At 67.1% G+C, this 23,330-nt stretch carries 27 protein-coding genes; 21 read left to right on the top strand and 6 right to left on the bottom strand.

From position 1 onward, the window contains the following. Positions 1–67: 67 nt before the first annotated feature. Both RHCRD62_RS25170 and RHCRD62_RS25165 read left to right on the top strand, forming a co-directional pair. Positions 68–754 carry a helix-turn-helix domain-containing protein gene (locus RHCRD62_RS25170; protein WP_172671139.1) on the top strand — a complete coding sequence of 229 codons (687 nt, stop codon included), beginning with the start codon at positions 68–70 and terminating at the stop codon, positions 752–754. Next, complete coding sequence (locus RHCRD62_RS25165) at positions 751–1,167, top strand: hypothetical protein (protein ID WP_050067514.1); 417 nt, start codon at positions 751–753, stop codon at positions 1,165–1,167. Before RHCRD62_RS25170 ends, RHCRD62_RS25165 begins: the two co-directional genes overlap by 4 nt. Here RHCRD62_RS25165 and RHCRD62_RS25160 read toward each other — a convergent pair. Genes RHCRD62_RS25160 through RHCRD62_RS25150 form a run of 3 tightly spaced genes read right to left on the bottom strand, consistent with a single transcriptional unit; the run spans position 1,143 to position 4,170 of the window. Then, the gene (locus RHCRD62_RS25160; protein ID WP_050067513.1) at positions 1,143–2,504 is read right to left on the bottom strand and encodes a cytochrome P450; all 1,362 of its coding nucleotides are present in this window, start codon (positions 2,502–2,504) and stop codon (positions 1,143–1,145) included. The two genes, RHCRD62_RS25165 and RHCRD62_RS25160, sit on opposite strands and share 25 nt — an antisense overlap. Positions 2,505–2,524: 20 nt before the next feature. Next, positions 2,525–3,664 carry a DUF6545 domain-containing protein gene (locus RHCRD62_RS25155; protein ID WP_050067512.1) on the bottom strand — a complete coding sequence of 380 codons (1,140 nt, stop codon included), beginning with the start codon at positions 3,662–3,664 and terminating at the stop codon, positions 2,525–2,527. Beyond that, positions 3,661–4,170, bottom strand: coding sequence for an ImmA/IrrE family metallo-endopeptidase (locus RHCRD62_RS25150; RefSeq protein ID WP_050067511.1), 510 nt, complete (start codon positions 4,168–4,170; stop codon positions 3,661–3,663). The genes RHCRD62_RS25155 and RHCRD62_RS25150 overlap by 4 nt, the downstream gene beginning before the upstream one ends. Positions 4,171–4,391: 221 nt before the next feature. Here RHCRD62_RS25150 and RHCRD62_RS25145 point away from each other — a divergent pair, with 221 nt between their 5' ends. From RHCRD62_RS25145 to RHCRD62_RS25105, 8 genes are all read left to right on the top strand, one after another. Beyond that, entirely contained in the window at positions 4,392–4,658 is a 267-nt protein-coding gene (locus RHCRD62_RS25145) for a hypothetical protein (protein WP_050067510.1), read from the top strand. A gap of 1,146 nt (positions 4,659–5,804) precedes the next feature. Continuing rightward, a complete protein-coding gene (locus tag RHCRD62_RS26560) occupies positions 5,805–6,209 on the top strand; it encodes a hypothetical protein (protein WP_050067508.1) in 405 nt (134 codons plus the stop codon). Between the two features lie 92 nt (positions 6,210–6,301). Continuing rightward, positions 6,302–7,471: a hypothetical protein gene (locus tag RHCRD62_RS25130; protein ID WP_157051067.1), complete on the top strand. Its 1,170-nt coding sequence runs from the start codon at positions 6,302–6,304 to the stop codon at positions 7,469–7,471. A 577-nt stretch (positions 7,472–8,048) separates the two neighbouring features. Further along, positions 8,049–8,831, top strand: a complete 783-nt coding sequence (locus RHCRD62_RS25125; protein WP_050067506.1) for a ParA family protein — start codon at positions 8,049–8,051, stop codon at positions 8,829–8,831. Further along, positions 8,828–9,127: a hypothetical protein gene (locus RHCRD62_RS25120; protein WP_050067505.1), complete on the top strand. Its 300-nt coding sequence runs from the start codon at positions 8,828–8,830 to the stop codon at positions 9,125–9,127. The genes RHCRD62_RS25125 and RHCRD62_RS25120 overlap by 4 nt, the downstream gene beginning before the upstream one ends. Positions 9,128–9,229: 102 nt before the next feature. Continuing rightward, positions 9,230–10,282 (top strand): DUF2637 domain-containing protein, encoded by a 1,053-nt coding sequence (locus tag RHCRD62_RS25115; protein WP_050067504.1) that lies wholly within the window; start codon positions 9,230–9,232, stop codon positions 10,280–10,282. Between the two features lie 243 nt (positions 10,283–10,525). Next, the gene (locus RHCRD62_RS25110) at positions 10,526–10,903 is read left to right on the top strand and encodes a helix-turn-helix domain-containing protein (protein ID WP_050067503.1); all 378 of its coding nucleotides are present in this window, start codon (positions 10,526–10,528) and stop codon (positions 10,901–10,903) included. Positions 10,904–11,237: 334 nt separating this feature from the next. Beyond that, the gene (locus RHCRD62_RS25105) at positions 11,238–11,810 is read left to right on the top strand and encodes a recombinase family protein (protein WP_050067502.1); all 573 of its coding nucleotides are present in this window, start codon (positions 11,238–11,240) and stop codon (positions 11,808–11,810) included. A 156-nt stretch (positions 11,811–11,966) separates the two neighbouring features. Here the strand turns inward: RHCRD62_RS25105 and RHCRD62_RS25100 are convergent, their stop codons facing one another. After that, positions 11,967–12,416 carry a universal stress protein gene (locus RHCRD62_RS25100; protein WP_050067501.1) on the bottom strand — a complete coding sequence of 150 codons (450 nt, stop codon included), beginning with the start codon at positions 12,414–12,416 and terminating at the stop codon, positions 11,967–11,969. 29 nt (positions 12,417–12,445) lie between these two features. Then, complete coding sequence (locus RHCRD62_RS25095; RefSeq protein ID WP_253277487.1) at positions 12,446–13,951, bottom strand: MFS transporter; 1,506 nt, start codon at positions 13,949–13,951, stop codon at positions 12,446–12,448. Between the two features lie 188 nt (positions 13,952–14,139). Here RHCRD62_RS25095 and RHCRD62_RS25090 point away from each other — a divergent pair, with 188 nt between their 5' ends. Beyond that, positions 14,140–14,808 (top strand): TetR/AcrR family transcriptional regulator, encoded by a 669-nt coding sequence (locus RHCRD62_RS25090; RefSeq protein ID WP_050067500.1) that lies wholly within the window; start codon positions 14,140–14,142, stop codon positions 14,806–14,808. 22 nt (positions 14,809–14,830) lie between these two features. On the opposite strand, the gene RHCRD62_RS25085 is transcribed toward RHCRD62_RS25090, so the two are convergent. Beyond that, positions 14,831–17,845, bottom strand: coding sequence for a Tn3 family transposase (locus RHCRD62_RS25085; RefSeq protein WP_050067499.1), 3,015 nt, complete (start codon positions 17,843–17,845; stop codon positions 14,831–14,833). 186 nt (positions 17,846–18,031) lie between these two features. Here RHCRD62_RS25085 and RHCRD62_RS25080 point away from each other — a divergent pair, with 186 nt between their 5' ends. The 10 genes from RHCRD62_RS25080 (at position 18,032) to RHCRD62_RS25035 (ending at position 23,199) form a co-directional block, all read left to right on the top strand. After that, the gene (locus tag RHCRD62_RS25080) at positions 18,032–18,226 is read left to right on the top strand and encodes a hypothetical protein (protein ID WP_050067498.1); all 195 of its coding nucleotides are present in this window, start codon (positions 18,032–18,034) and stop codon (positions 18,224–18,226) included. A gap of 58 nt (positions 18,227–18,284) precedes the next feature. Beyond that, positions 18,285–19,253 (top strand): hypothetical protein, encoded by a 969-nt coding sequence (locus RHCRD62_RS25075; protein ID WP_050067497.1) that lies wholly within the window; start codon positions 18,285–18,287, stop codon positions 19,251–19,253. Positions 19,254–19,390: 137 nt separating this feature from the next. Then, a complete protein-coding gene (locus RHCRD62_RS25070; RefSeq protein ID WP_050067496.1) occupies positions 19,391–19,684 on the top strand; it encodes a hypothetical protein in 294 nt (97 codons plus the stop codon). Between the two features lie 179 nt (positions 19,685–19,863). After that, entirely contained in the window at positions 19,864–20,151 is a 288-nt protein-coding gene (locus tag RHCRD62_RS26130) for a hypothetical protein (protein WP_050067495.1), read from the top strand. After that, entirely contained in the window at positions 20,148–20,459 is a 312-nt protein-coding gene (locus RHCRD62_RS26230; protein WP_050067494.1) for a hypothetical protein, read from the top strand. Before RHCRD62_RS26130 ends, RHCRD62_RS26230 begins: the two co-directional genes overlap by 4 nt. 97 nt (positions 20,460–20,556) lie before the next feature. After that, positions 20,557–20,784, top strand: coding sequence for a glutaredoxin-like protein NrdH (nrdH, locus tag RHCRD62_RS25055; RefSeq protein ID WP_050067493.1), 228 nt, complete (start codon positions 20,557–20,559; stop codon positions 20,782–20,784). A 32-nt stretch (positions 20,785–20,816) separates the two neighbouring features. Continuing rightward, positions 20,817–21,347, top strand: a complete 531-nt coding sequence (locus RHCRD62_RS25050) for a DnaB-like helicase N-terminal domain-containing protein (protein WP_050067492.1) — start codon at positions 20,817–20,819, stop codon at positions 21,345–21,347. After that, positions 21,347–21,940: a recombinase family protein gene (locus RHCRD62_RS25045; protein ID WP_050067491.1), complete on the top strand. Its 594-nt coding sequence runs from the start codon at positions 21,347–21,349 to the stop codon at positions 21,938–21,940. Before RHCRD62_RS25050 ends, RHCRD62_RS25045 begins: the two co-directional genes overlap by 1 nt. 2 nt (positions 21,941–21,942) lie before the next feature. After that, complete coding sequence (locus tag RHCRD62_RS25040) at positions 21,943–22,803, top strand: hypothetical protein (protein WP_157051066.1); 861 nt, start codon at positions 21,943–21,945, stop codon at positions 22,801–22,803. 30 nt (positions 22,804–22,833) lie between these two features. Beyond that, positions 22,834–23,199, top strand: a complete 366-nt coding sequence (locus RHCRD62_RS25035; RefSeq protein WP_050067489.1) for a hypothetical protein — start codon at positions 22,834–22,836, stop codon at positions 23,197–23,199. The last annotated feature ends 131 nt before the right edge of the window (positions 23,200–23,330 follow it).

The following is a 23,330-nucleotide window of genomic DNA, read 5'->3' as shown; positions in this document are numbered from 1 at the left end:
TAAACCCGCAGCTCCTTCGCGGTCCCGTTTGGCATTGATGCGAGGTCTCACAGGTAAGGTCAGCCCTGTGAAAAACGGGATCGGGCTTTTGGCTGAGGCTGTCGCCGAGCGTCGTCGGCAGCTCAACCTGACCCTCGATCAGGTCAAGGAGGCCGGCGGTCCGTCGGACGTGACCACCGGAAAAATCGAGAAGGCTCTGATTGCTGATCCGAGTGCACGGACGCTTCGGCGCCTCGATGTTGGCCTGCGCTGGGTCGACGGCTCCGCGGCCCGCGTGCTCACTGGAGGATTGGCGGTGCCCGCCGAAGAGATCCCTTCGGTGCGGATGGCGAGACCAAATGCGGTGGGAGCTGACGCCGACTCGGTCACGCTCTCCCTGGCTGTAGTCAACGACCTATCGGACATCGCGAAGCTCTACGAACGGGCTGCGGCAGCGGTGAAGGACGAGCAGGTCGCCGGCGAGCTCCGAGACATCAACGAACGGCTCGATCTGTTGGTGGACAGGATCATGCGCGCCTGGCTCACCGCCCAGCTGGAGCAGAAGACAACCGAGCCATCCCCACTTCGAGGGGATCCGATGATCGAGATGCTGCTGGGCGACTACCTCAACCGGACGCCCGAGCCGCCGACCGAAGAGGACGCGGACGAACTCCAGTACCTCCGGTGGCTCACGGGCCGCGCCGGCGAGCTCGACAGTGCTACCGAACAGCGATTCGTAGCGAAGTGGCAATCACGACAGGAGAGGACCCGATGAAGCACCTGGCCCCCACCCTCGGACAGAAGCTGGACCGCCTGTTCGCCTTCTACCACCACAGAGACGAGCCGGAACTCACCACTCAGGCGGTGGCCACCCTCGTCGGACAGCGAATCGGGGAGCCGGTCACAGTGGAGCTGCTCGCGAACGCGAGAGCCGGTGACGTCGAGTCGCTTCCGACGGCGATGGCAGATGCCTTGTGCGACCTCTTCGGGGTCGACCGCGACTACCTGCGGCTGAGCGGCAGCAAGGACATCGACATCGACCAACGCCTCCGACTCTGGACGGCCATCCGTGATCGCGGGCTCAATCACTTCGCCGCGCGAGCCACCACCATGACCCGCGAGGACCTCGAGATGCTCATTGCCGAGGTCAACAGGTTCCCAGTTCAGCGACGAGTGAACGCCAGCTGAAGTCCCTTCGGGCGCAAGGTAAGCGTCTCCTCCACGACCAGCTCGTACTCGGGTTCGGGCGTGACATCGAACCGGAGGAGAAGGGTGGCGAGGGCCAGTGTCATCTCGTGAAGCGCGAACTGCCGGCCGATGCATGACCGGATGCCGGTCCCGAAAGGCTTGAACAGCTCGGCGGGTCGACCACGGTTGTTCTCGGGTGCAAACCGATCAGGGTTGAACTGATCCGCATCGTCGCCCCAGGCCGGGTCACGCTGAACGGCCAACAGCAGCACGAACACCCACTCCCCTGCCGAGAACGAGTGTCCGCCAACCTCCGTGTCCTGCTTGGCGGCCCTGAAGAACCCCGGCGCCGTCGGCCACAGACGCAGCGCCTCATTGATGACCTGCCGGGTGTAGCGCAGTCGGGGCACATCCTCGTACTGGACCGGGCCGGCGCCGATCACCTCTTCCGCCTCAGCTCGCATACGCGCGGCGACCGCGGGATTCTGAGCAATGAAGTGCAGGGCGAAGCTCAACGCGTTCACCGAGGTCTCGTGTCCAGCAACCATGAACGTCAACACCTGATTGCGGATGTTCTCGGGATCGAGACCCTGACCGATTTCCGGATACAGCATCCGGTCAAGAAGGTCCGCCCGTCGCTCCCCCGACTGCTGACGTGAGGCGATCACCTCGTCGACGGTGTCGACCAGGACCTGGTGGTCGATCTGGTTCTGTTGCTCGGCCTTACGGCCCAACAGCTTCCCGATGAACGGAAGTGGGATCGCGCTCTTCTGGGCGTGCGTCAGCGATCGACTCATGGCGGCAACGAACGGATGCTCGGCGTCGGCGTCGGCGTCGAACGAATCGAACGAGTACCCGAACCCACAGCGGCCGATGACTTCGAGGGTGAGCTTCCCCATCTCCTCGACGACCGGGACGTACGCGCCTGGAGGCTGGCTCTCCAAGTCCTTGCACAGCGCGTCGACGACCTCGACCATCGTGGCGTGGTACGAGATCATCGCGTCCTTCGTGAACCCCGGAACCAGCACCTCATGTGCCTTGCTCCAGTTCGACTCCCAGTTGTAGGCAGTGAACAGGCCATCCGCGACCAGAGGGCGCAACCTCTCCAGAGGACGTCCGACGTACTTCTCCCACACAGCGTCGTCAAACACCTGCGCCGCCAGCTCGGCCGACCCGACGAACGTCAGATCGGTCCCCATGATGGAGCGCCGGTAGATCGGACCCAACTCCGAGAACCGCACGAGCGTGTTCTGGTTCGGGATCTCCCGATTCATACCCAGCACATCACCGATCAGCGGAACTCGGTGCGGCGGATGTGGAATCGTCGACTTCGTCATGAATGCTCGTCCCCTCCTGGTCAGACCAGTCCGGCCGTTGCCGGCCGCTTCGACCACGCATCGGCGATACGCAGTAGTTCGTCCTCATCGGTCAACCATCCCGGCGTCTCGACCGGCTCAGAAGCCCGGCCAGTGTCACGTCGGAGCTCGAGCGCATCGGTGATGGCCTCGCAGCGCGAGGCCGGGTCGACGCCTTCGGCCCGGTCTTCCGGTCTCATGTAGGACAGCAGCTCGTAGAGTGCGTCCTCGCACTCGATACGCATCCGATGCTCACGCTCGACGCTGCTGGCCAGCGCGCTCGTCGTTGTCTGGAGCGAGATCGCAGGCATTGCCGCCGACAAGTCCTTCCACATCGGCATGAGCACACCCACTGCGGCCGACGAGGGATCGTTCGCGCGTCGAGTGCGGATGGCGGTGAAGATCGGAAAACTCACCGCGATCGCCGCCGCCGTCGCGACAGGGAGAAACAGCACGTCGTTGGACTCGCTGCGCCACACTGTGAATCCGTTCTGGACACCCAGGGACAGCATGAACCCGTTCGCGATTCGGGTCAGATGGTCGAACGCCGAGACGGAACCGGTCAGCAAGATGACGACGGCCCAGACCCGGGTGCGCCGCACCGCTTCCCCGTGCCGGAGCACGCGAATGCACGCCGCGGCGACGGCCGCGAGTGCGATCGGCATCTGAGACGAGTAGATCAGCATGTAGGCCGCAGGCCGCCAGTCGTGCAGTTCTTCGATTGCCGCGCCCGCCGCGCGTGCGGGTTCGCTGATCCACGCGAGCGCAGCGACCTCGACCACGATGATTGCGTAGACCAACGCGACCGCTCGTCGACGAACCCGCCGGACGTTGCTGAACGCGCGGACCATCAGGAAGATGGTTCCGGCCCCGAACATCGCCGAGGCATGGGTGAGCAACCTGATGTCGGACAGGGTGAGTGGGGTCGCGTCGATGAGCAGGTCCTGCATCCACGGTTCGCGCAATACCGCCGCGCAAAGCCACCAGAACAGCAACCAGGTGATCAGCTGATCGAGCTGACGTTCTCGCACGAACACGACGCGACCGACAATCACCAGCGCCAGGATCGCAAGCAGCGGATCGCTCGCCCACATCGGCAGGGCTGACGTCGCCTCCAGCTCCAGCAGTGGTGTGGCGCTCATCGAGACTTGTCGAATGTGACTGCGATGCGATGAACTTCGCCGCGGGCGTCGAGGTCGATCGGACCTCGGCTGAGGACCGCGAGCTGGGTGCCCACGAGTTCCGCCTCGGCCTCCGTCGGGGAGTCGAACGTCGACCGCCTCATCATGTACTCGATGCCAGCGAGGCTCAGGCCCTCCGTGAGGACGCCGGACGTCGGCCTGAACGCCTCCCCCGGATGCTGGCAGAGGACGTGGCCCACCTCGTGGAAGATCTGCTGGCGCTGATGTCGCACGGAGCGGGTCGAGTCGTATCGGATCACGTAGCGCTCGGGGCCGCCCAGAAGCAACCCACAGCGGTTGCCGGGCTCGAGTGCCGATCCGGTCCACGGTGAGAGGTCAACGGCCTTCCCGGAGTCTTCCTCGAGCCACGAAAGGAACTCCCCCACGGTCCACGGCGGCTCGAGAGGAACCCGCGACAACACGTTCGTAAGGCTCTCCCGGCGCCGGCCACCACCCCAACTGGCCATGCGACAACTCTCCTTCGTATTCCTGAGTAGGCGTACAGACACCGACGCGTCCGAGCGGCACCCCCGATGGGCCGCTCGTCTACCAGGTATTCAACAGCGGCGAGCATAGTCCCCTTGGCCTGGCGGCCAAGAGACACGAAAGCGCGGTGAAGCTAAGATGAAAAACAAGCAAGAAAGTTTGTCGGCGTGTCGTGCACGCGATTGGCGGAACCTGGCACAAGATGGACGACGAATCTGGCACCGATTGGGCCAGATTAGGAGAGAGCCAGGATCGGAGGGCCGAGGCCATGCCTGCACCACACAAAGGTGAGCGCGAGCGGGTTGTCAGCCGCGTGCCAAAGCGTGTCTTCGATGAGCTGGAGCGCCGCCGGGTAGAAGCCGGCGTCAGCTCCCTCAGCCAGTACGTGGCCGATCTGCTCTCGGCGACCACGGGCCACGCCGACCTAGTGATGGAGCTCGACCAGGAGGTGATGTCACTGACCGCGTGACGGAAAGCGAGTAGACGGTCGATCCAGGCGGATCCGACCAACAACCACACACCGTTTCGCAGTACAGCGAGTCACCTCAGATACAACGAACCCCCCACCCGTGCGTGGGCGAGGGGTTCGTCGAGGTAGATGAGAAGCGAGTGGACGCTCGCGACTCGGACTACTGCTATCCCCGAAGGGACTGTCTTGCCGGACAGAGCCCAGGGTACAACGCACCCTGACGCAGGTTCAACGGAACGCGCGCGTGTCGCTGGGCACGCGCCCACCTACTACTCCCCCCGACTGCTCCGCTACCGGGGCAGCACCCCGGCCAATCCCCGATACGGGAAGGCCAAAGCACCGCGGACGCTCGTCTCCGGACACATCCACGGACACCAGTGCTCCGCGCTCACACCGACACTCGTCGCCCGACTCGGTGGCCCGAGCGCAGCGTGCACCCACTACTGCCAGATTCGGCTCAACGTCGGCCCCGACGCCTACGCCGGCATCGCCTGCTGGCGCGGTGAGCAACGGTGGGCCGAGATCGACGTCCCCGCCGCCTACAAACGGCACTACCTGCTTGTCCGGCACCGTCTCGGCGACGGCGGAGTCAGCCTCACCGCAGTCACCGCGGTCGCCCGAGAGATGGCCCGTGCTGCGGACGGACGAACCGGCCAGCGATCACGCCTCTCCGTCGCCACGATCTGCGAGCGCACCGGCCTCAGCCGCCGCACCGTGGCCCGCGCCCGGACCATCCTCCGCCTGCTCGGCCTTGCCACCGAGGTCCTCCGCGGCCGCCAACGAAGCCGGAACGAACGGATGGCGTCCTGGCGGGTAGGCGACCGAGCCCGCGGATGGGCCTCCGAGTACGCCCTCCACCCGCCGCGCCCTGTGGATAAAACCCGCGATGAGCAGGGCAATCCCACTCAGATGGCGCACCATCCCGGTAGGGGTCTTTTTTCATCCCTTCCCTCTCGTAGAGAGGTATCAATTACAGACCGAACTGTGAATGACCGAGCCGCTTCGCGGCGCATCAACACGAAGAGGCGGCGCGGCGATGCTCGACCGTCACTGGAAGGCTCGTTGCTGGCTTCCAGGTGGCTCAGAGAGCGCGAACGGGGTGCTCCACTGTGGGCTCGAGAGGTAACCGTTGCCCAGTGGGCTGTCGTGCTCGCGGCTCCCGCACGTCACGGGTGGATCGCGGCGGATCTCAACGACATCCTCGACCAGGAGGGCCGAAGGCTCGGTCGTGCCCTCACACCCACGAACCCGCGTGCCTTCATGCGCTGGATCCTCGGAAAACACGACCTCCAGTTCCCGCCGCATGTCCTGGATGAGGCAGCGCGCGCACAGGACGCCGCCGAGCGTGCCGAGCGGCGCCGCGCCGCCGACGCCGAGCTAGAGGTCAGTCGTCAGCGCCGCGAAGCTGGTCGAGCAGCCGCATCCGGTGCTGCTCGCGCAGCCGCGATGGCTGCCGTCCCCGACTCCGCGGCCGCACAGCGGCAACGACGCAGCCGAGAGGCCGCGGCCGCGGCCGAGGCTCGGGCCGAGCTTGCCCGCCGCCAGCGGTAGACCTGGAGCACGAAATGGCCGGTGTAGAACATCGCGGGAGAGGCAACACACGCCGGCCAGTCGGACCGCGCATCACTCAGGGGAGGAAGTCGATGAGCACGAGCAAGAAGCGGAAACCCACGGAACCAACGCCATTCACACCGGGCGAGCAGTTTCGTGAAGGACTACCCGTCCGCAGACGGGCGATCGCCACCCTCTCCGACCTACAGCCCGCGCAGATGCCGCTGCTGCTCGACGCACTCGACCACGCCGCCGCCCCTGTCCGCACGCACCTCGAACCCTACGGGCACGTCGTACCGGAACTCGAGGAGTTCCGGCGCAGCAGAGCGGTCGGCCCGACCCTTGCCCGCTGGACGCAGATCTTCGGCGTCTCCCCGGAGACGCTGCTGGTGAACCGCGAGCACTACTTCTGTTTCGGATCACCAGACACCACGGTCGGTGCGGTCGACGAGAAGATGGCGCTCGCGATGTACATCGCCTACAGGTGCACGGCCGGCGCCACTCTCGACCGCCACGCTTACTACGCCGCCGAGGAACTGACCGCCCTCATCCTTGCTGGCAGTGAAACCTCGGCCGAGGTCAGCGTTACCCCCGCCGACCTCCCCTCCCCTACCGGCGTCGCGTACCTCGCCCGACCCGATGGTGCCCTGCTGCTGCTCTGGCAGGTCCTCAACGACGATCTGCTGTCCGTGCAGCTCGTCCCCGCCGCGGGCGTCCAATCAGTCCTCGCCGCCGACGGCGAACTCAAGGCCGGATGTGGCTACCGCTTCATCAACCACGTCTACCTGCCGATTCCCACCGCTGAAGCACTCCTGAGCCCGCTTGAGAGCGACTCACCGCCGAGTTTGCGGTCTATCGGAGGCTTCACACCCGGGATGCCCGCAGACGACTTCCGAGGCGAGCAGGGCATCTATCAGGGCTGGTCAGCGGCCCGCATCCTCGAGGTATTCATCGCATTCACGCACACGCTCAGACAGGACTCCACCGTCCGCGAAACCCTCGATACCCGCAGCTCGTCCACGAAGAGAGCGGACCGCAGGACGGGCACCACCACCCACCTGTCCTACCGGCCCACGTCGTCGCGGCGCACAACGCCTGAGAAGGCCACCCGGACGTACTCGTCGCGGTGGGTCGTACGCGGTCACTGGCGTAAGCAATGGTTCCCAAGCGAAGACCGGCACCACCCGATCTGGATCGCGACGTACATCGCCGGCCCCGAGGGCGCCCCGATCAAGTCGTCGGAGAAGGTCACGGTCCTCTAGACAGCCAGGGCCAGGAGCGGCGCTCCCGCCACGCGTCCGCCTCCGCGGGGGCTCCGCCCCCACACCCCCGGCCAGTCTCCGAGGGTTACGACCACCCTTTCTGGGGTGTTCCCTCGTCGACCACCACAGCCACGGGGAGCACGGAACCCCGCGGAGCGCCAAGGCCAAGCCGCTCCGCGGTCGGCTACGCCGAGCCTTGACCCTCCCCGAGAACCCCTGCTTCTACCCCCGCGCCGGTCGACGAGGGAACACCAACTCAACGCACCTGAACCGAAGTTGCAGGCGTTGACCTGCGGTAATGCGCGACTTCCGCAGCGGTTGCTAGTGGCTCTAGCAGTGCTAGTGGTGCACCTCTGCAACCGACAGTTGCGCTAGTCATGCTAGCTCTCATAGCATGGCTATTGCGCGTTGCGTTTGGAACTATCCTAAGTTGCATAGCTTCGATAGCATGTTGTGCTATATGAGCGTGGCGAGCCTTCAACGCTTGGCTTACTTGCGTCGATAGCATTGCTCCCGTCGCCCCCCTAGCACCGATACCGGTGCTTGCTCCCACAACGAACAGAAGGGTGCGTGCCCCGTGACGAGAAAAGAAGCTGTCTGCAACCAGAAGGGCGGGGTCGGAAAAACGGCCACCGTACTGGGCCTGGCGAGCGCCTTGAGTAGCAAGGGGAGGAATGTTCTCGTTGTCGACTGCGATCCGCAGGGCAACTCCACCGGCGGGCTCGGCGTGACGATCGAGGATGGGCAGCTGACGACGTACGACCTGATGTGCCGCACGGCCGCGGGAACTGCCGCGGACGCCGTGATCGCCACACCGTGGGAAGGCGTTGACCTCATCCCGTCCAACGCATTGCTGGCGAACATCGAGTCCGATGGTGCCAACGACCTCATCTTCCGACTCGACATCGCATTCGAAGGCATCGATCTGAGCGCCTACGACGTCGTCCTTTTCGACTGCCCTCCGTCGCTCGGCAAGCTCCTGTTCGCGGTTCTCTGCGCCGCCGATGGCGTCATCGTGGTCACCGAACCGACCATCGACAGCGTCGGGGGAGTGGAGAACCTGTACGAGACCATCCGAAACGTGCAGCGCCGGCCGAACCCGAAACTGGTCGTCGACAAGATCGTCCTCAGTCGAAAGAAGGGGACGGCGGAACACATCTTCCGCGAGGACGAGCTCCGCAGCGCATTCGGCGATCTCGTGGCCCGCACGGCGATTCCCGAACTCGGTGCCCGCCAGGACGCCCACAGCGCCCGTACCCCGATCCACCGCTGGACCGGAGGGAAAGCGCTCGCCCTACGCGTTGCCTACGACGACCTGCTCGCAGAACTACCCATCACGACCACCGGAGTGCCCGCATGACCGTCAAACGCGAACCCGCCATCCGCAAGCCGACCCATCCCGCCGCAGACCTCCCTGAGCGGCCTTCGGTCACCACGGAAGCGCCGGCCCCGACACCGCTCGCACCCGCACGTACTCAACCGGCGGGGGAAGAGAAGCTCAGTGAGCAGCACAACGTCCGCATTCGGCCCTCGACCAAGGCTCGCCTCCTGCGCGCAGTCGACAAGCTTCGATACGAAACCGGCGACCGCACGATCAGCATCGCGTCCATCACCGACGCCGCAATCATCGACTACCTCGACCAACACGACTGCTAGCCCAGCTAGCTAGCGAAGCTATCAGTACAGATGAAAGGGCGCCTCGCCCGTACCTGGAAGTGCAGCGAGACGCCCCGACCAAGGAATGGAGATCGCTCGGTCATGTCTGACGATACAACCCAGCCTGCAACCATCACCGCATCCGCGTTGCGCGCGAAGACGGCCGCACTGTGCGGCATTGGACTCATGGTCCTCGCGCTCGCGGCGCTGATGTTCACCCTCTCGTTCGACGCGTTGAGTGCACTCGCGATTGAGATTGGTGTCCGACCGCACCGCGCCTGGATGGCACCAGTTGCAATCGACGTTGCACAGGCTGCTGCAACCCTCTGCCTCGTTGTCATCGGCGTTGCAGACAAGTACGCCGCCGCACGCAGGTACTGCATGGCCCTTGCAACCGGGACGGTGCTGCTCAGCGTGGCCGGCAATGGCTATCACGCCTACCAACTCGCTGAACGCAACATCGCACGCGTCGCGGCAGGAGAGGATCTCGGCTTCATCCCGCAACCACCGGCCATCGCCGCCCTCATGGCCACGATCTTCCCGTTGCTCTGGTTGGCCCTGTTCCATCTGATCAACGTCGTGATCCGCGTCATCCGGGACGATCGTGCCGCGTTCCGCGGACAGACTCGCGCGTCTGCAACTGTTCGCGCCGATCGCAGCACCCTGCAGGGGACCGTTGACGCACCCGCCAGCGACGACCGCATCGAGGTTGCAGCACCTCCGGCTCCTTCTCCCGTCCCCGCAGTTGCGGCTGCGCGGCCGATGCAGCACCGCCACGTCGTCGCCCGTCCCGTTGCAGCACCTGCCCGCACGCCGCAGCGGCCCCCCGCGACCGTGCCGGCCGAGAACGCAGTCACCGCAACCGACCGCACCCGCAGCGGATACACCCAGACCGTCGACGGGCTCGGTCAGTTCCTCGGCAACAGTGACCTCAGCGAGGCTGTGAAGCGAGTTGCAGCAACGCGAATCGCCAACCCTGGGTTCAACCAGGTCCAGGTCGCCCAGGAGATGAACCTCGACAAGTCCACCGTGAGCCGACACTGGCGCGCCTTCTCCGACGCCGCCAAGAGTGAGGGATTCACCGTGCCGCCGCTGCCGCAGCCGTTCGGTGCAACCTCGGACCTGCAACCGGCCCGGGAACTCCAGCCCGCGTGATGAAACCGGCCCCCGCGCCGGTGCGCGGAGCGGGGGCCGGCTTACGAGGTCGAGCGCAACCAGCGGCGAGCTGCAGCGCAACCGAGTGCAACGGCCACTCCGGTGGGTGGTGAACCAACGGCGGGATCCGTTGAACGGTTGCGGCACTTCTGCCGAGTTGGTGCACCGGTAGGGTTTCAGTTGTCCGCCGAACCTCGCCAGGGAACAGTCCCAGGCCGCACCTGAACAAGGACGCAACCACCCATGCCAGACGACGACCGCCGCTCCGGGGCGGAGTTGCGCTCCCGCCGAGAACTTCTCGGACTCAACATCGCGGAGAGTGCAACGATCCTCGGCGTCGACGAGCGCATCATCCGACGGTGGGAACAGGGCCGCTCCATCCCCGAGGGCGTCCTCCGCGACCTGGCCGGCCTTGAACGCACCCAGGACGAACTCGTCGTCGAGCTCGAGGATCTCGCCCGCCAAACTGGCCGCATCGAGACCTACCGCGGCGATGACGTTGTACCCGGCCGTGCAAACCTGCCCGCGCGGTGGCATCGAGTTGCAGCCGCAACCGCAGTCCGCAACCTGGCCGTCGACGGCGTCGAGGCCTGCATCGTCTACGGCGACGACCAGGACTGACCTCCGAGAACACCGCCCGGCGAAGAGGATTCGTCGGGAATCGCATCACCTCCGCCATTGTAAATAGCTATATAGCTGTGTAGAATCGGATGCGCAGGCAGGGCACCAGGGGTAGCCGTAGCAATCGCCGAAAATCGGGCGGATATGGCGTACGCCTGGTCGGTGATCCACTCGGCTGATGGGTCGGAAACGATCGTTTCTGTCCCACAACGGCTCTCGGCGGGGGTCTGCGCATTCGCCCAGCTCGCCGCCGACTTAATTCGGGTCAGAACTCGTGTGCGGTATCTACGGGACGAAACCGCAGGTGTCGGCCCTTTATGGGACAGTTCGGGGCATGGCTCGGTTCGGGTACGCGCGGGTGTCCACGCGCGGGCAGAAGGACGATTCGCAGATCGACGCGCTGACTGCGGCAGGGTGCGAGCGGATCTGGGTGGACAAGGCCTCGGGCAAGCTGGCACGGCGCCCGGAGTGGGACAAGTGTTTCGAATACCTGCGCCGCGGTGACGAATTGGTGATCACTCGTCTCTCGCGCCCGTTCCGGTCGGTGCGGCACATGACCGAGCTCGCCGCCCAGCTCGACGAGCGCGGCGTGGATCTGGTGGTGCTCAAGCAAGGTATCGACACCACCACTCCGGCTGGGAGGTTCCTGTTCCACGTCATTGCCGCGATGGACGAGATGCTGGCCGATTTGATCAGCGAGGGCACCGTCGAAGGCCTCGAATCGGCGCGCGCCCGCGGTCGCGTCGGCGGGCGGCCGCCGAGCATGAGTGACTTGCAGGTGCTCAAGGCGCGGGAGATGTATGAGGAGCGTGACGAGCGCGGCCGCCGCCGCTACACCGTCGCCCAGATAGCCGAGACCTTCGCGGTGTCGCGCAGGACCGTCTACCGCAACCTCGGACGCGGGTGAGGCACGCTTCGGTCCTGCCAGATGGGGTCCCGGTCCCACAGGGATCACCTCGCGTTTTGCGCGGAGCTAGTTTGCGGCTCGGGTCAGCTTCAGGATTCCGGGGCCGGGTTCGGGTCCGGTGGTGTCGGGCGTGCAGCTCATAGATGTTTGGGCGTGTCACCGGGTGGTGGTGAAGAGGATGTCGCAGTGGGCTTTGCGGGCGAGCTCGATCGGCGGGGTGGACAGTAGCCGGGCCAGCAGCGGTGACCGGTGAGGGTCGGCGGTGACAATGAGGTCGGCGCCGGTGGCTGTGGCCAGGTGCAGCAGCGCGTGCGGGGTGGGTTGGTCCAGGATGTGGGTCTCGATGTCGGTGGCGCCGTGGCTGATCGCGTGCTGGTGGGCGGTCCGCAGGATGGCGTCGGTGGGAGTGGTGCCGCGTAGCTGGTAGACGTCGGGTCCGAGCCGGTCGAGGTCGGCCCCGAGATCACGTTCGTCGATGTCGTGGCGGGCGCAGATGATCAGGAGCCGGGCGTGGGTGGTGTGGGCGAGTTCGGCGGCGTGGTCGACCACATGGTAGGAGCGGTCGGATCCGTCGGTGTCGACGATGATCGTGCGATAGGCCGTCATGACGGGCGTCTTTCACGAGAAGGGGTATCTCAGGGGGATGGGGTGGACGGGGACGGGCGTGGAGTTCGGAATCGGCGGGTGGTGGGGCCGGGAGCGAGGAATGCCAGCGCAATCGCACCGATCGTGGTGAGGGCGGCCAGAGTGAGCGCGGCCTGGCCGCTGCCGTGCACGAACGCGGCCTTGGCGAACTCGGCCAGCGGCGCGGCCACCGGTCCTGCCTGGTCGGCGACCTGCAGGGCCGCGGCCAGGGAATCGGCGACCGGGCCGCGGGCGGGCTCGGGCAGCTGGGACAGCGCGGGCGCGATGCGGTGGGTATAGCCGGCCGCCAGGACGCTGCCGGCCATGGCGATCCCGATCGCGGCGCCGATCTCGCGGGCGGCGTCGTTGACCGCGGCGGCGACGCCGTGTTTGGCCTCCGGGGTGTCGGCGACGATGGCATAGGTCGCCGGGGCGGTACACAATCCCAGGCCCGCGCTCATGATCAGCAGCGGCCACAGCAGATCGGGGTAGTGCGCGGCCAGGGTCAACCTGCTCACCAGGACCAACCCGGCGGCTATGGTGAGCAGGCCGACCACGGTCATCACCCGCAAACCGACCAGGCTCGACAGCCACGGCGCGATCACCGAGATCACGACCAGCGGCACCACCATCGGCGCCAACGCCAGCGCCGAGGCCAACGGCCCGTAACCGAAGATCAACTGCAGATACTGCACCAGTAGCAGGAACACCCCGAAGGTGACCAGGAACTGGATGGTCACCGACAGTGATCCGGCACCGAAACCCCGGCGGGCGAACAACCGCACATCCAGCAGCGGCGCCGCCGACCGCAGCTCGACGACCACGAACGCCACCGCCGCGGCCACACCGATCCCGGCGGTGGCGGCGACGAGCGGGTCGGCCCAGCCGCGCGCGGGGACCTCGACCGCGGCGAACACGATCGCCGCGACCGCCACCGCGACCGCGACCGCGCCCACCCAGTCCACCGGCGGATGCTCGCGCTGGCGGGACTCGGCGATGGTGCACGCCAACCCCGCCAGCACTGCCCCGGCCACGGTCAACCCGACGAACACCGACAGCCACGACCACCGCTCGAGCAGGAGCCCGGCACCGAGGATGCCCAGCACTGCCCCGGACCCGGCGACCCCAGCCCACACCCCCACCGCCCGGCCACGATGAGCAGGCGGAAAGCTCGCGGTCAGGATCGACAGTGTCGAGGGCATCACCAGCGCCGCGCCCGCCCCGGCCAGCGCGCGCGCCGCGATCAACCACGCCGGGTCGGACAGCAGTAGCGGCAGCGCCGAGGCGGCGGCGAATACCGCCAGTCCCGCGACCAGCACCGCGCGGCGCCCGTAGCGGTCGCCGATGGCGCCGGCGGGCAGCACCAGACACGCCAGCACCAGCGTGTAGCCGTCGACGATCCAGGTCAGCTGGGCTTGGGTGGCCCCGGTCGCGACCGCGATCTGCGGCAACGCCGAATACAGCGCCGCCATCGCCGCGACGACCAGCGCCACCGCCAGGCACGACACCGTCAGCATCCACCACTGGGCCCTGGTCCAGCGGGCGATCTCGACCGTGTCCGTTCCGGGTGTGGTCACCGGCACCTCCCGACGTTATAGACCAATAGTCTCGGTGCGAGACCGTCAGTATCATAATGGGCGGGGTGTGGGATGATGTCCACACATTCGCACGATTTGAACGACGCGAACCGGAGGAGGGCGCGGCCATGACCGACCCGGACCCCGCAGCGACCGACCCGCTCACCACCGCCGAGGAGCAGGCCGATCCGCGGCTGGCGCGCTCACGCAACCGGTTGCTCGACGCGGCCACCCATCTGCTGTCCACCGGTGGTGTCGAAGCGGTCACCGTCGAGGCGGTCACCCGCGTGTCGAAAGTCGCGCGCGCCACCCTCTACCGGCACTTCGGCAGCACCACCCAGCTGCTCGCGGCGACCTTCGAACGATTGCTTCCCCAGGTCAACACACCGACCGGCACCGGGCCCGTGCGCGAGCGGCTCGTCGCGCTGCTCACCACCCAAGCCGACCTCATCGAGCAGGCCCCGGTGCAGATGACCACCCTGGCCTGGCTGTCGATGGGGTCCATCGGCGAGGACCACCCCGACCCGGCCGCGGTCACCTCGCTACGCACCCGCGTCATCGAGCAATACCGCTACCCGTTCGACCAGATCCTCACCAGCCCCGAGGCCCGCGCGATGCTCGGCGAGCTCGACACCACCTTCGCCATCATCGAACTCATCGGCCCGATCGTGTTCGCCCGCCTCACCGGACTACGCACCATCGACCACGACGACTGCACCCGACTCGTCGACAACTTCCTCACCGCCCACCGAACACCCACGCCAGCACACACCGCTATCGACATCGCCACACCGTAACCACAGGCCCCGGGCCGCGCGGTCAGAACAAGGTGTCGCGCACCCGCAGCGGCCGGTAGCCCGTCGGGCCGAGCTGGGCCAGTTCGGCATCGATGTCGACCTCGATCGCGCCGAAGAAATTGATGTTGGCACTGTGCGCCGGGGAGATGTGGGCCAGGACCTCGTCATCGATACGCTGCCCGGCCCGACGCATCTGCTCGACAGCGAGCCCGTAATACTCGGTGGTCCAGGCGATCACAGCGTTGGTCGCCAAGGTCAGGCACCAGGCTTGCTCGGTCTGGTCCTCGAGGTGGCGCGCCCGGATCATCCCCTCGTGGGCATAGAGCAGGTCGCGGCGCAGCGCGTGCAGGGACTCGCCCTTGTTGAGCTGGCGCGAGATCTTGCGCCGATAGTCCGGATCGGCGAGGTATCTCGCGGCGTAGATGGTGCGCCGCAGCGCCCCGTACTCCTTGAGGGCCGCGGCCAGGGTGTTCTGCCGCCCCGACGCCGACAGCTTGCCGACCAGCAGCGACGCGGTGGCGTGCCCGAACTTCAGCGATCCGGCCAACCGCAGCAGGTCATCCCAGTGCTCGGCGATCAAATCCAGGTTGGCCTTGCGGGTCATCAGCGGGCCCGCGTGCGGGAACCGGGCCTCGGCCTGCGCGCGCGGGCCCGGCCGGTACAGGGTGATCCGGCCCAGGTCCCGGATCCGTGGCGAGAGCTGCATCCCGAGCAGGTCGAACAACCCGAAGTTGACCAGGGTGACCCCATGGGTGTCGGTGGCGTGCTCGGTGATCGGCAGATCCGCTGCATTGCCCAGGATCTCGTCGAGCACGTAGTGGGCTTCGCGTTTGGTGGCCACGATGACCTTAGTGCCGTAGGTGGCATGCTGGTCGGTGACGTGGGTGTAGGTCGACAGGCCCTCGCTGGCGAAGTAGCGGCTCAACGGCCGCGCCGTGGTCGATTTCCCGCGCGTCGGGAAACGCTGCCCATCGCTCGACGACAAGGTGCCGGCGCCGAACACCGCGGTCAGCGGCAGCCGCTGGTGGTAGCCGATCAACACGAGGTTGGCCGCGCGCAGGGTCTCCTCGCGCACATACCACTCGTCGGTCCAGGCCAGGATGTCGTAGGTGATTCCGCATGCCTCGGCCATCCGGGTCAATCCCAGGTTCGTCGAGTGCGCCAGCAGTACCGCGATCAGGTTGCGTTTCAACTCTGGTGTGCGGGTGGCCTGGCCGCCAGCGTGGGTGAAGCAGTCCAGGTAGCCGGTGCGCTTGTCCAGCTCGATAAACAAGGAAACGATCGGCGCGAACGGCAGCATCTCGGTCAGCTCGGCCTTGAGCGCGATCGCCTCGGCGGGAACATCTTCCGCGCTCAGCGGCGAGATCACCAGATCCCCGCCTTCGTCCACCCTGACCGGGCCGTCCCCGTCGGCCAGCACTGCCTCCAGCTCACCGAGAGCGTCGTGCAGTTCGGCGACCACGGCGGCCAGCGCGACGCCGGGATCGGCGGATCGCCCGACCAGGCGGCAGAACTCGCCGCGTTGCGGTTCCCACTGCCCGGTGGTGAGCAGGTAGGCGGCCGGGTCGGCGTAGCGGCGCGAGCCGGGCACGAACACATCCCCGCTGCGCAGCCCGTCGCGCAGTCCGAGCAGTACGCACAATTCCCAGTAGTGCCGGTACGCGGTGGCGCTGCCGGTCTTTCGGGCCTCGTCGAGGTAGCCGCGCCATTTCGTCGGCACGAACCCGGTCGGGGCGTCGTCGAAGACCTTGCGCCGCCCGGTCGCGTTCAGCTCGCGCAGCATGTTCACCGCGATCAGCAGCTCGGTAGCGGCGGTGCCGCCGGCGAAGCGCACCGCTTCGAGCACCGCGGGAGTGAACTGACGCAGGTAGTTGTAGGAGGAATCCAGCGCTGCCAGATGCCCGTGATCACGCGGCAACCTGGGTTTGGCCTGGGCGATCGCCGCGCGCAGGCGTTCCCACCCGATCTTCTCGCCGCGGATCAGCGCGCCGATCTCCTCATCAGCCACCGTCGGGTCGGTGACGATTTCCAGGAGATCGTCCAGCAGCGCCTGGCGGTCCTCGCCGGTCTTGCCGCGCTCGGCCAGCTGCTGCTGCATCTTCCGTTCGGCGGCACCGAACTTCGCCGAGATCGCCTGATCGAACAACGCGACGACCTCATCGAGCACATCGGTGCCCGACTGGGCCAGCACCGTGAGCAGGATCGGATACCGGCGCTGCGGATCCCGGCGTTCGAGTGCTTGCGGACTCAGGCGTCGGCCCATGGTGGCCAGGAACCGGCGCCGCTCGGCGGGCAGCACCGACAGATCCAGCCGATCAGCGCCCAAACCCCGCAGGAACCCCAGCTTGTCGACCTCGGCGCGGACCGCCGCCGCCGAGGCCTCTACCGGCCCGGTCGACAGCCACCGCAACCGCGAGATCCCCAGCGACGCGTCGGTGACCAGCAAGCCGTCCAACTCCGCGCACCGCGCCGCGGTGAACTCGTGGGAGAGCCGGTCATAGGTTTCGGTCTGGGCCTGGTGGCGGGCGTGGGCGACCCGTTCCACTACGGTGACCGGGCCGGGCCGGATCACTTTCGCCGAGATCAGGTACTCACACGCCAGTCGGAACAGCAGGGTCGGGGAATCGTGCTCCATCGCCCGTGCGAGCAGGAACTCATCGAGTTCCTTGAGTTCGAGCTGACCGGCGGCACGCCATCCCAGGTATTGGGCGGCCAGGCGCACGTGCTCGGTGCGGGTCTTGGCTCGTCTGCCGTAGGAGCCGATCGCCACCGGCTCGACCCGCAGCTGCTCGGCGAGGCGGGCCACCGCCACCGGTGGGGCTGTGACCAGCCGATCCGGCACGAAACCCAGCCACGGCAGCGTGCACAACGCGATCGCCAAGCCCAGCCGTTCGGCCGGTCCCCGGCCTCGGCCCGGATCCACGAACGCCAGATCCGCCGACGTGAGCGTGAAGTATCGAAACAGCTCCTCGCGGCTGATCTCCGGAAATCCCCGCAGACGTTCCAATTCCTCGTCCGCGAACATCCGCGTCGCCACGAACCCCAGCCTCCACCAGCGCCGACCAACACCAACACCGGCAGCCAAGCACCAACCAGCCGACCGTGCATGTCGAACCCGAAAACTGGCGCCTACCAGGCGGCTACGCCATATCCGCCCGATTTTCGGCGAATGCTACGGCCACCCCCACCAGGCCCAGCCTCCAGCCCCCGGGAGGGGACCCCTATGTGCACGTATTCCGTTGCGCTGTACCACCGAGACGGTGACTACATCGGCACAGCCAGAGTCGAAGCAGGCACCGAGAAGGACGCAGGCATCGCCGCGATAGCCGGTCTTGTCGGCCGTCGCACCAAACTCACCGCCCTGTACGTCCCGAAGGTCGCCGCCCAGCAGCCCGTGCTGCTCGCCGCCTCCGCCTGACTTCGTCCACTTCACCCGTGGCGGACTCGCCGCGGCCCAGACCCGGGAAGGGTTTCCCATGAACAGTTCAGAACCGGCCACGGCCTCCGTGTTCGACCTCGGCGTGCTCGATCAATTCCTCGACATCGCGACGTACGCCGGTGTCCTCCTGGCCCTCGCGGCCCTCTTCGTCACTGCCGTCAGCTTGACTCTGGCGACCACTCGAGAGCAGGCGATGGGAAGGCTGGCCTGCGGAGTCATCGCGGCTGGTGTGTCCATCTTCGCCACGATCATGCTCCGCGTCATGACCTCGGGGGGAACGTCCGAACCTGATCCGGCCGTCGACACAGCCCCGCCGATCGCGCCCCAGGTGCCTGTCTCCGCTGATCCGACCACGGCCGACGGCGTGAGTGCGGGCGGCGATACCTTCAACCCGATCATCCTGCTCGTGATCCTCGGTGTGATCGGTGTGCTGGTCCTGCTTGGACTTCTTCGCGGGACGGTGCGCCGGTTGGGTGCGCGAGTCGCCCGACGCCAGGTGCGCGAGCAGCGTTGGACGGCAGCGAAGGCGGTCTATGCCGGGGTGCTCGAGGACTATGCGGAATACCTCAACAACCCGTTCGCCTGGCTCGAACGCCCCATCCTCGAAGACCTGTCCGAGCCCAGTACCGCTGCGTTCATCGAGGCCCTCGGTGCAGCGCGGGACCTCGACCTCGAGGCGGCCCCCGCGTCCCCGCAGCTCATCGAGGAGTTCCATGCGGCCGCGAGGACCGCACGCGCAGCCTGGGACGAGGCCGACAGGAACGCCCGCCGCATCGGAGTCTCGATCTTTGAGGACACCAGCCGCAGCAAGCTCCGCAAGGCCGCCAGCTCGCTGCGGACCGCACTCGACGAAGGCGCAACGACCGACGAGCGGGCCGCGGCCCTCGACGCCGTCGCCCGGCTCACCGACGGCCTGGTCGACGCCCCCGATCGCATCCTCGGAAGCGCCACCAAGGCGATCGAGGCTGCCGAGCGCAAGGCACTGCCAGCCGGACGGTCGGCCTGACCCAACCTCGGTGTGGGCCGCGGGCATTCGCTCGCGGTCCACACCGCCCCCGGCGGCACGACGAGACCGTGTCGGCCGGGCCGTGTACCGTTCGGCGGCTATCCACCAGGCTGGCGCATCGACCCAAGGAGAACTACATGTCCGTACTCATGTGGATCGGATTTCCGCTCGTCATCATCGGCGCCATCATCATCACGCGAAGCACCAGAGACTTCCTCGACGGCGAATCGCGCGAAGCCGACACCACGCCATCGGTAGGCCGGCGCGCGATCGGGCAGGGCATCGCCGCACTCGGCGCCATCCTCGTCAGCGTCGGAGCGCTGACCGGCGACAGCCCTGGTCTTCTCAAGGCGCTCATCGTCGCGGCAGTGGTCTTCCTTCTCGCTGTTCTGATCTGGGCAACCGCATCGAACCGCCAGGGCCAGCAGTGACGCCGATCGAGTCGCTCGGCGTCGGGCCACGGTGGCGGTCGGCGCGTAACGCCTGACCGGTTCACCAGCCCGGAAAAGCCGGGCGCACCTGCATAAACGTATTGCACACAGCAATATTGACGTGTAGAATTTCGGGTGTAGGCAGGGCATCGGCCCAGCCTCTGGCCCCAGGAGGGGAAATGCCCGACCGAAATCTCGTCATCACCGCCACCATCGCGCAGGACGCGAACGGGGACACCAACACCGTGGACTTGTCCGCCGATGTCCTCGGCGCGCACCTTCCGCCGGAGTGGGAACTGCGGTTGGTGGCAGCCCAGGTCGACCCCTCGGTGTGGAACACCGAGATCGCCGACCGAGTCCTCACCGGGCACCGCTACCGCCGCACCGAGCCCTGGTACGACAGCACCAAGGACACCGGACACCCGTCCCTCTCCGCCCGCGTTCAGCGGATCGGCGGTGCATCGTGACGCTGTCACTGTTCGCCGACTGCGTTCTGCCGGCCTGCAACCACCCCGTCATCGAGGCGGGGGAGGTGTGCCCCGATTGCCGCCTGGCGTTCGGCGACTTGCTGCGAGAGACCGAACAGCCTGCTCTGACGGCCGAGCAGATCGCAACCCGCGACGCCGACACACGCGACGCCTACGCCGCAATGGTCCGCGGCCAGGAAGGCGAGCAGAGGCGCAACCAGCAGTGCTGGATCTGCGAGGAACGCCGCACCTGCACCCGCATGTCGACGGGATGGGAATGCGCGACCTGCGCAGCCATCGAGGGCTGACACCAGCCCCGTGACCCCGTGGAGCGGGTAGCCCGCGGAACTCAGCCCGGCTACCCGCTCCGAGGCACCCGAGGCCCCACCGAACTAGGAGTGAGCAATGCGAGTCACCGTCTACACCAAGCCGTCCTGCGTCCAGTGCAACGCCACGTACCGCGCACTCGACAAGGCAGGGATCGAATACACCAGCATCGACATCACCGTCGACGTCGAGGCCCGCGATCTCGTGATGGCCCTCGGGTACCTCCAGGCCCCGGTCGTCATCACCGAGAATGGCGACCACTGGAGCGGATTCCGCCCGGACCGACTCGCGGAACTCGCCGCATGAGCTGGCAGTCTCAACGACGGGAAGGAGGACCAGTGACGAACAGCGCGAACGCCCACGACGTCGACCCCACGACCGACCTCGACGGTGACCCCAGCGAGCCCATCGAGATCCAGTTCCTGTCCTCGCTTTTGTTCGCCCGCGGACCTGTCGTCCGGCGCACCGTCGAGCACCTGGTGCCCGAGGACTTCTATAGCCCGGTGAACGCCGAGCTGTTCACCGTGATCCGCGACCTCATCGCCGCGGGCAGCCCCCACGACAGTCCGATGGTCCTCAACGCCCTGACGCGCCAAGGCAAGGCACACGGCCACGCCGGCGAACGCCTCGTCCAAGCGCTGACCATCGCGACAGTCGCCGGAGCGCCCGACACAGCCGTCGAGGCATACGGAGCAGCTCTGATGTCCCAGGCGTACCGGCGCAGCTTCCACGCCGCCGCACAGCGGCTCGCGACCATCGCCGCCGAGGCACCAGAAGACGAGCTGTTCGAGCGGATGTGCGTGCTCGGTCGCGAGCAGCGCACCGCCACCGACCGCCTCAACGCCTTCTACCGAACGGACACCGCCTGATGCTGATCGGCTACACGCGCGTCGACGACGAGCAGGACGAACACGACGAACGCCGCGCCCTCGAGGCCCTCGACGTCACCGACATCCACGTCGACAAGCAGGTGGCCGGCACCCACACCGCGCTGGCGGCCCGAGACGCGATGATCGACACCCTCCGGCCCGGCGACAGCGTCGTCGTCACCGGACTCGCCCGGCTCGCCCGCTCGGCGGCCGAACTCGGCGCCGTCGCAACCACACTCGCCGAACGCGGAGCCCGACTACACATCGGCGGCACCGTCTACGACCCCACCACCGACGCCGGTCGCACCGCCTTCCACCTGCTCACCACCGACTTCCCTGACTTCGAGGCCGGCATCTACCGACTCCGACTGTCCGGACCCCGCGCGAAAGCCAAGGCCGCGGGCCGCTACCCCGGCGGCAAACCCAAGCTGACGCCGGAGCAACGCCACGCCATGTTCGACCAACACGAGCAGGGCACCTCGATCGTCGACCTCCAGGAGACCTACGGACTGAGTCAGTCTGGCGTCTACAAGTACCTCCAGCAGGAACGAGCTCGGCGCCAGACGTCCACCCCGCCGAACCGAGGATCGTGACCGTGAGCGCAGCACAGGCCATCACACAGGCCCTCACCAGCGTCCTGGAATCGGAGGAGGACACGCACAACCCCCTCGACATGGCCAGCCCGAACTACGCTCCCTGGCTCGCCGGCCGATCGGCCGGGATCCAGGAAGCACGCCGCATCCTCGCCCCCGGCCCCCCGGACATCATCGCCGCGATCACCGACGCCCTGACCACCGCCACCGCGGCCGCCACCGAGATCACCGGAGCACAGCGAATCGCCTGGATGCGCTACGACGACACCAGGCCTAGAGACGCCGGCATCACGAACCCCGCAGCCTGGACCGCGATCGGCCACGCCAACGGCCTCCACCTCGCACTACAGATCGCGGACCGCGAGATCGTGCGCCAGCGCCTCGACGACGCCCAAGCCACGATCGAGGACGAAGGCCGCGGCGGGCCACTGCTCACCCTGCACACGGACCGATTCGACCGCCTCACACCGGCACTCGCCGTCGACGGACACAGGCTCGCCGGCCACTGGTACCTCCAAGAAGCCGTCAACCAGGAAGTCATCACCTGGGACCGCGACACCTGGGGCAATCTCCTACTCGGCGTCGAGTCGGTCAGCGAGGAAGGGCACCTCCTCGAGCTCGCCGTCTTCCTCACCATCAGCGACGAACTCACCCTGACCCGCGGTCTCGAAAGCGACCTCCCCGACAACTTCAACGACCTGTCCGCCGACGAGCAGAACGAGCTGAAGCTCTACCCCGACCCCACCCACGAGACCGCCGACTACCTGCGGCTCGTCGTCGACGAACTCAACGAGCTCGCGGCCGCCACCGAACGCATGGTCACCGCCTGGCCCGGGACCACTCGACAACCACTCATCACCTGACCTGTCGGACCCGACAGAGAGAATCCACCAGTGACCACCGTTCAGCTCGCCACCACGATCCGCGCATCCCTCGCGGCCGCCGAGGACTACGCCACCGCCGCGGCCGCAGCCGACGACGGCAACCACGCAGCCTGGGCCGTCGGCAAAGTTCACGGGCTCCGCCAGGCGCGCGACCTTCTCGACCAGAACGCCAGCCTCAACGACATCCACCAGGCCGAACGCGCCGCCACCACCGCGGCCATCGCCGCGACCACGACGGCCGGGATCGTGTGGAACCCCGCCGGCAGCCTCGACGCCACGATCACCCACGACACCACCCCGACCGCACCAGACGCCTGGAACGCCATCGGTCGCGTCAACGGACTACGGCTCGCCCTCCATATCGCTGACGCCTAACCCCGCCCGCGCCCGCTCGCGACACGAAAGCGCCGGTTGGTCTGGGGCAGGCGACTACAAGGCCCTCACCGCACGGCATCTGACCGCGGACCGATCGCACGCCAGCACCACGACCAGACAGAAGGAATCCA

It is taken from the genome of Rhodococcus sp. RD6.2 (assembly GCF_001040705.1).
In the GTDB taxonomy this organism is placed as follows: domain Bacteria; phylum Actinomycetota; class Actinomycetes; order Mycobacteriales; family Mycobacteriaceae; genus Rhodococcus_G.
This window is presented reverse-complemented; position numbering and strand designations above follow the sequence as displayed.

Bases quoted from the DNA above. Each gene is read 5' to 3' on its own strand.
- RHCRD62_RS25165 (WP_050067514.1), top strand. From the start codon at position 751: ATGAAGCACCTGGCCCCCACCCTCGGACAGAAGCTGGACCGCCTGTTC.
- RHCRD62_RS25160 (WP_050067513.1), bottom strand. From the start codon at position 2,504: ATGACGAAGTCGACGATTCCACATCCGCCGCACCGAGTTCCGCTGATC.
- RHCRD62_RS25155 (WP_050067512.1), bottom strand. From the start codon at position 3,664: ATGAGCGCCACACCACTGCTGGAGCTGGAGGCGACGTCAGCCCTGCCG.
- RHCRD62_RS25150 (WP_050067511.1), bottom strand. From the start codon at position 4,170: ATGGCCAGTTGGGGTGGTGGCCGGCGCCGGGAGAGCCTTACGAACGTG.
- RHCRD62_RS25145 (WP_050067510.1), top strand. From the start codon at position 4,392: ATGGACGACGAATCTGGCACCGATTGGGCCAGATTAGGAGAGAGCCAG.
- RHCRD62_RS25130 (WP_157051067.1), top strand. From the start codon at position 6,302: ATGAGCACGAGCAAGAAGCGGAAACCCACGGAACCAACGCCATTCACA.
- RHCRD62_RS25120 (WP_050067505.1), top strand. From the start codon at position 8,828: ATGACCGTCAAACGCGAACCCGCCATCCGCAAGCCGACCCATCCCGCC.
- RHCRD62_RS25115 (WP_050067504.1), top strand. From the start codon at position 9,230: ATGTCTGACGATACAACCCAGCCTGCAACCATCACCGCATCCGCGTTG.
- RHCRD62_RS25110 (WP_050067503.1), top strand. From the start codon at position 10,526: ATGCCAGACGACGACCGCCGCTCCGGGGCGGAGTTGCGCTCCCGCCGA.
- RHCRD62_RS25105 (WP_050067502.1), top strand. From the start codon at position 11,238: ATGGCTCGGTTCGGGTACGCGCGGGTGTCCACGCGCGGGCAGAAGGAC.
- RHCRD62_RS25100 (WP_050067501.1), bottom strand. From the start codon at position 12,416: ATGACGGCCTATCGCACGATCATCGTCGACACCGACGGATCCGACCGC.
- RHCRD62_RS25095 (WP_253277487.1), bottom strand. From the start codon at position 13,951: ATGCTGACGGTGTCGTGCCTGGCGGTGGCGCTGGTCGTCGCGGCGATG.
- RHCRD62_RS25090 (WP_050067500.1), top strand. From the start codon at position 14,140: ATGACCGACCCGGACCCCGCAGCGACCGACCCGCTCACCACCGCCGAG.
- RHCRD62_RS25080 (WP_050067498.1), top strand. From the start codon at position 18,032: ATGTGCACGTATTCCGTTGCGCTGTACCACCGAGACGGTGACTACATC.
- RHCRD62_RS25075 (WP_050067497.1), top strand. From the start codon at position 18,285: ATGAACAGTTCAGAACCGGCCACGGCCTCCGTGTTCGACCTCGGCGTG.
- RHCRD62_RS25070 (WP_050067496.1), top strand. From the start codon at position 19,391: ATGTCCGTACTCATGTGGATCGGATTTCCGCTCGTCATCATCGGCGCC.
- RHCRD62_RS26130 (WP_050067495.1), top strand. From the start codon at position 19,864: ATGCCCGACCGAAATCTCGTCATCACCGCCACCATCGCGCAGGACGCG.
- nrdH (WP_050067493.1), top strand. From the start codon at position 20,557: ATGCGAGTCACCGTCTACACCAAGCCGTCCTGCGTCCAGTGCAACGCC.
- RHCRD62_RS25045 (WP_050067491.1), top strand. From the start codon at position 21,347: ATGCTGATCGGCTACACGCGCGTCGACGACGAGCAGGACGAACACGAC.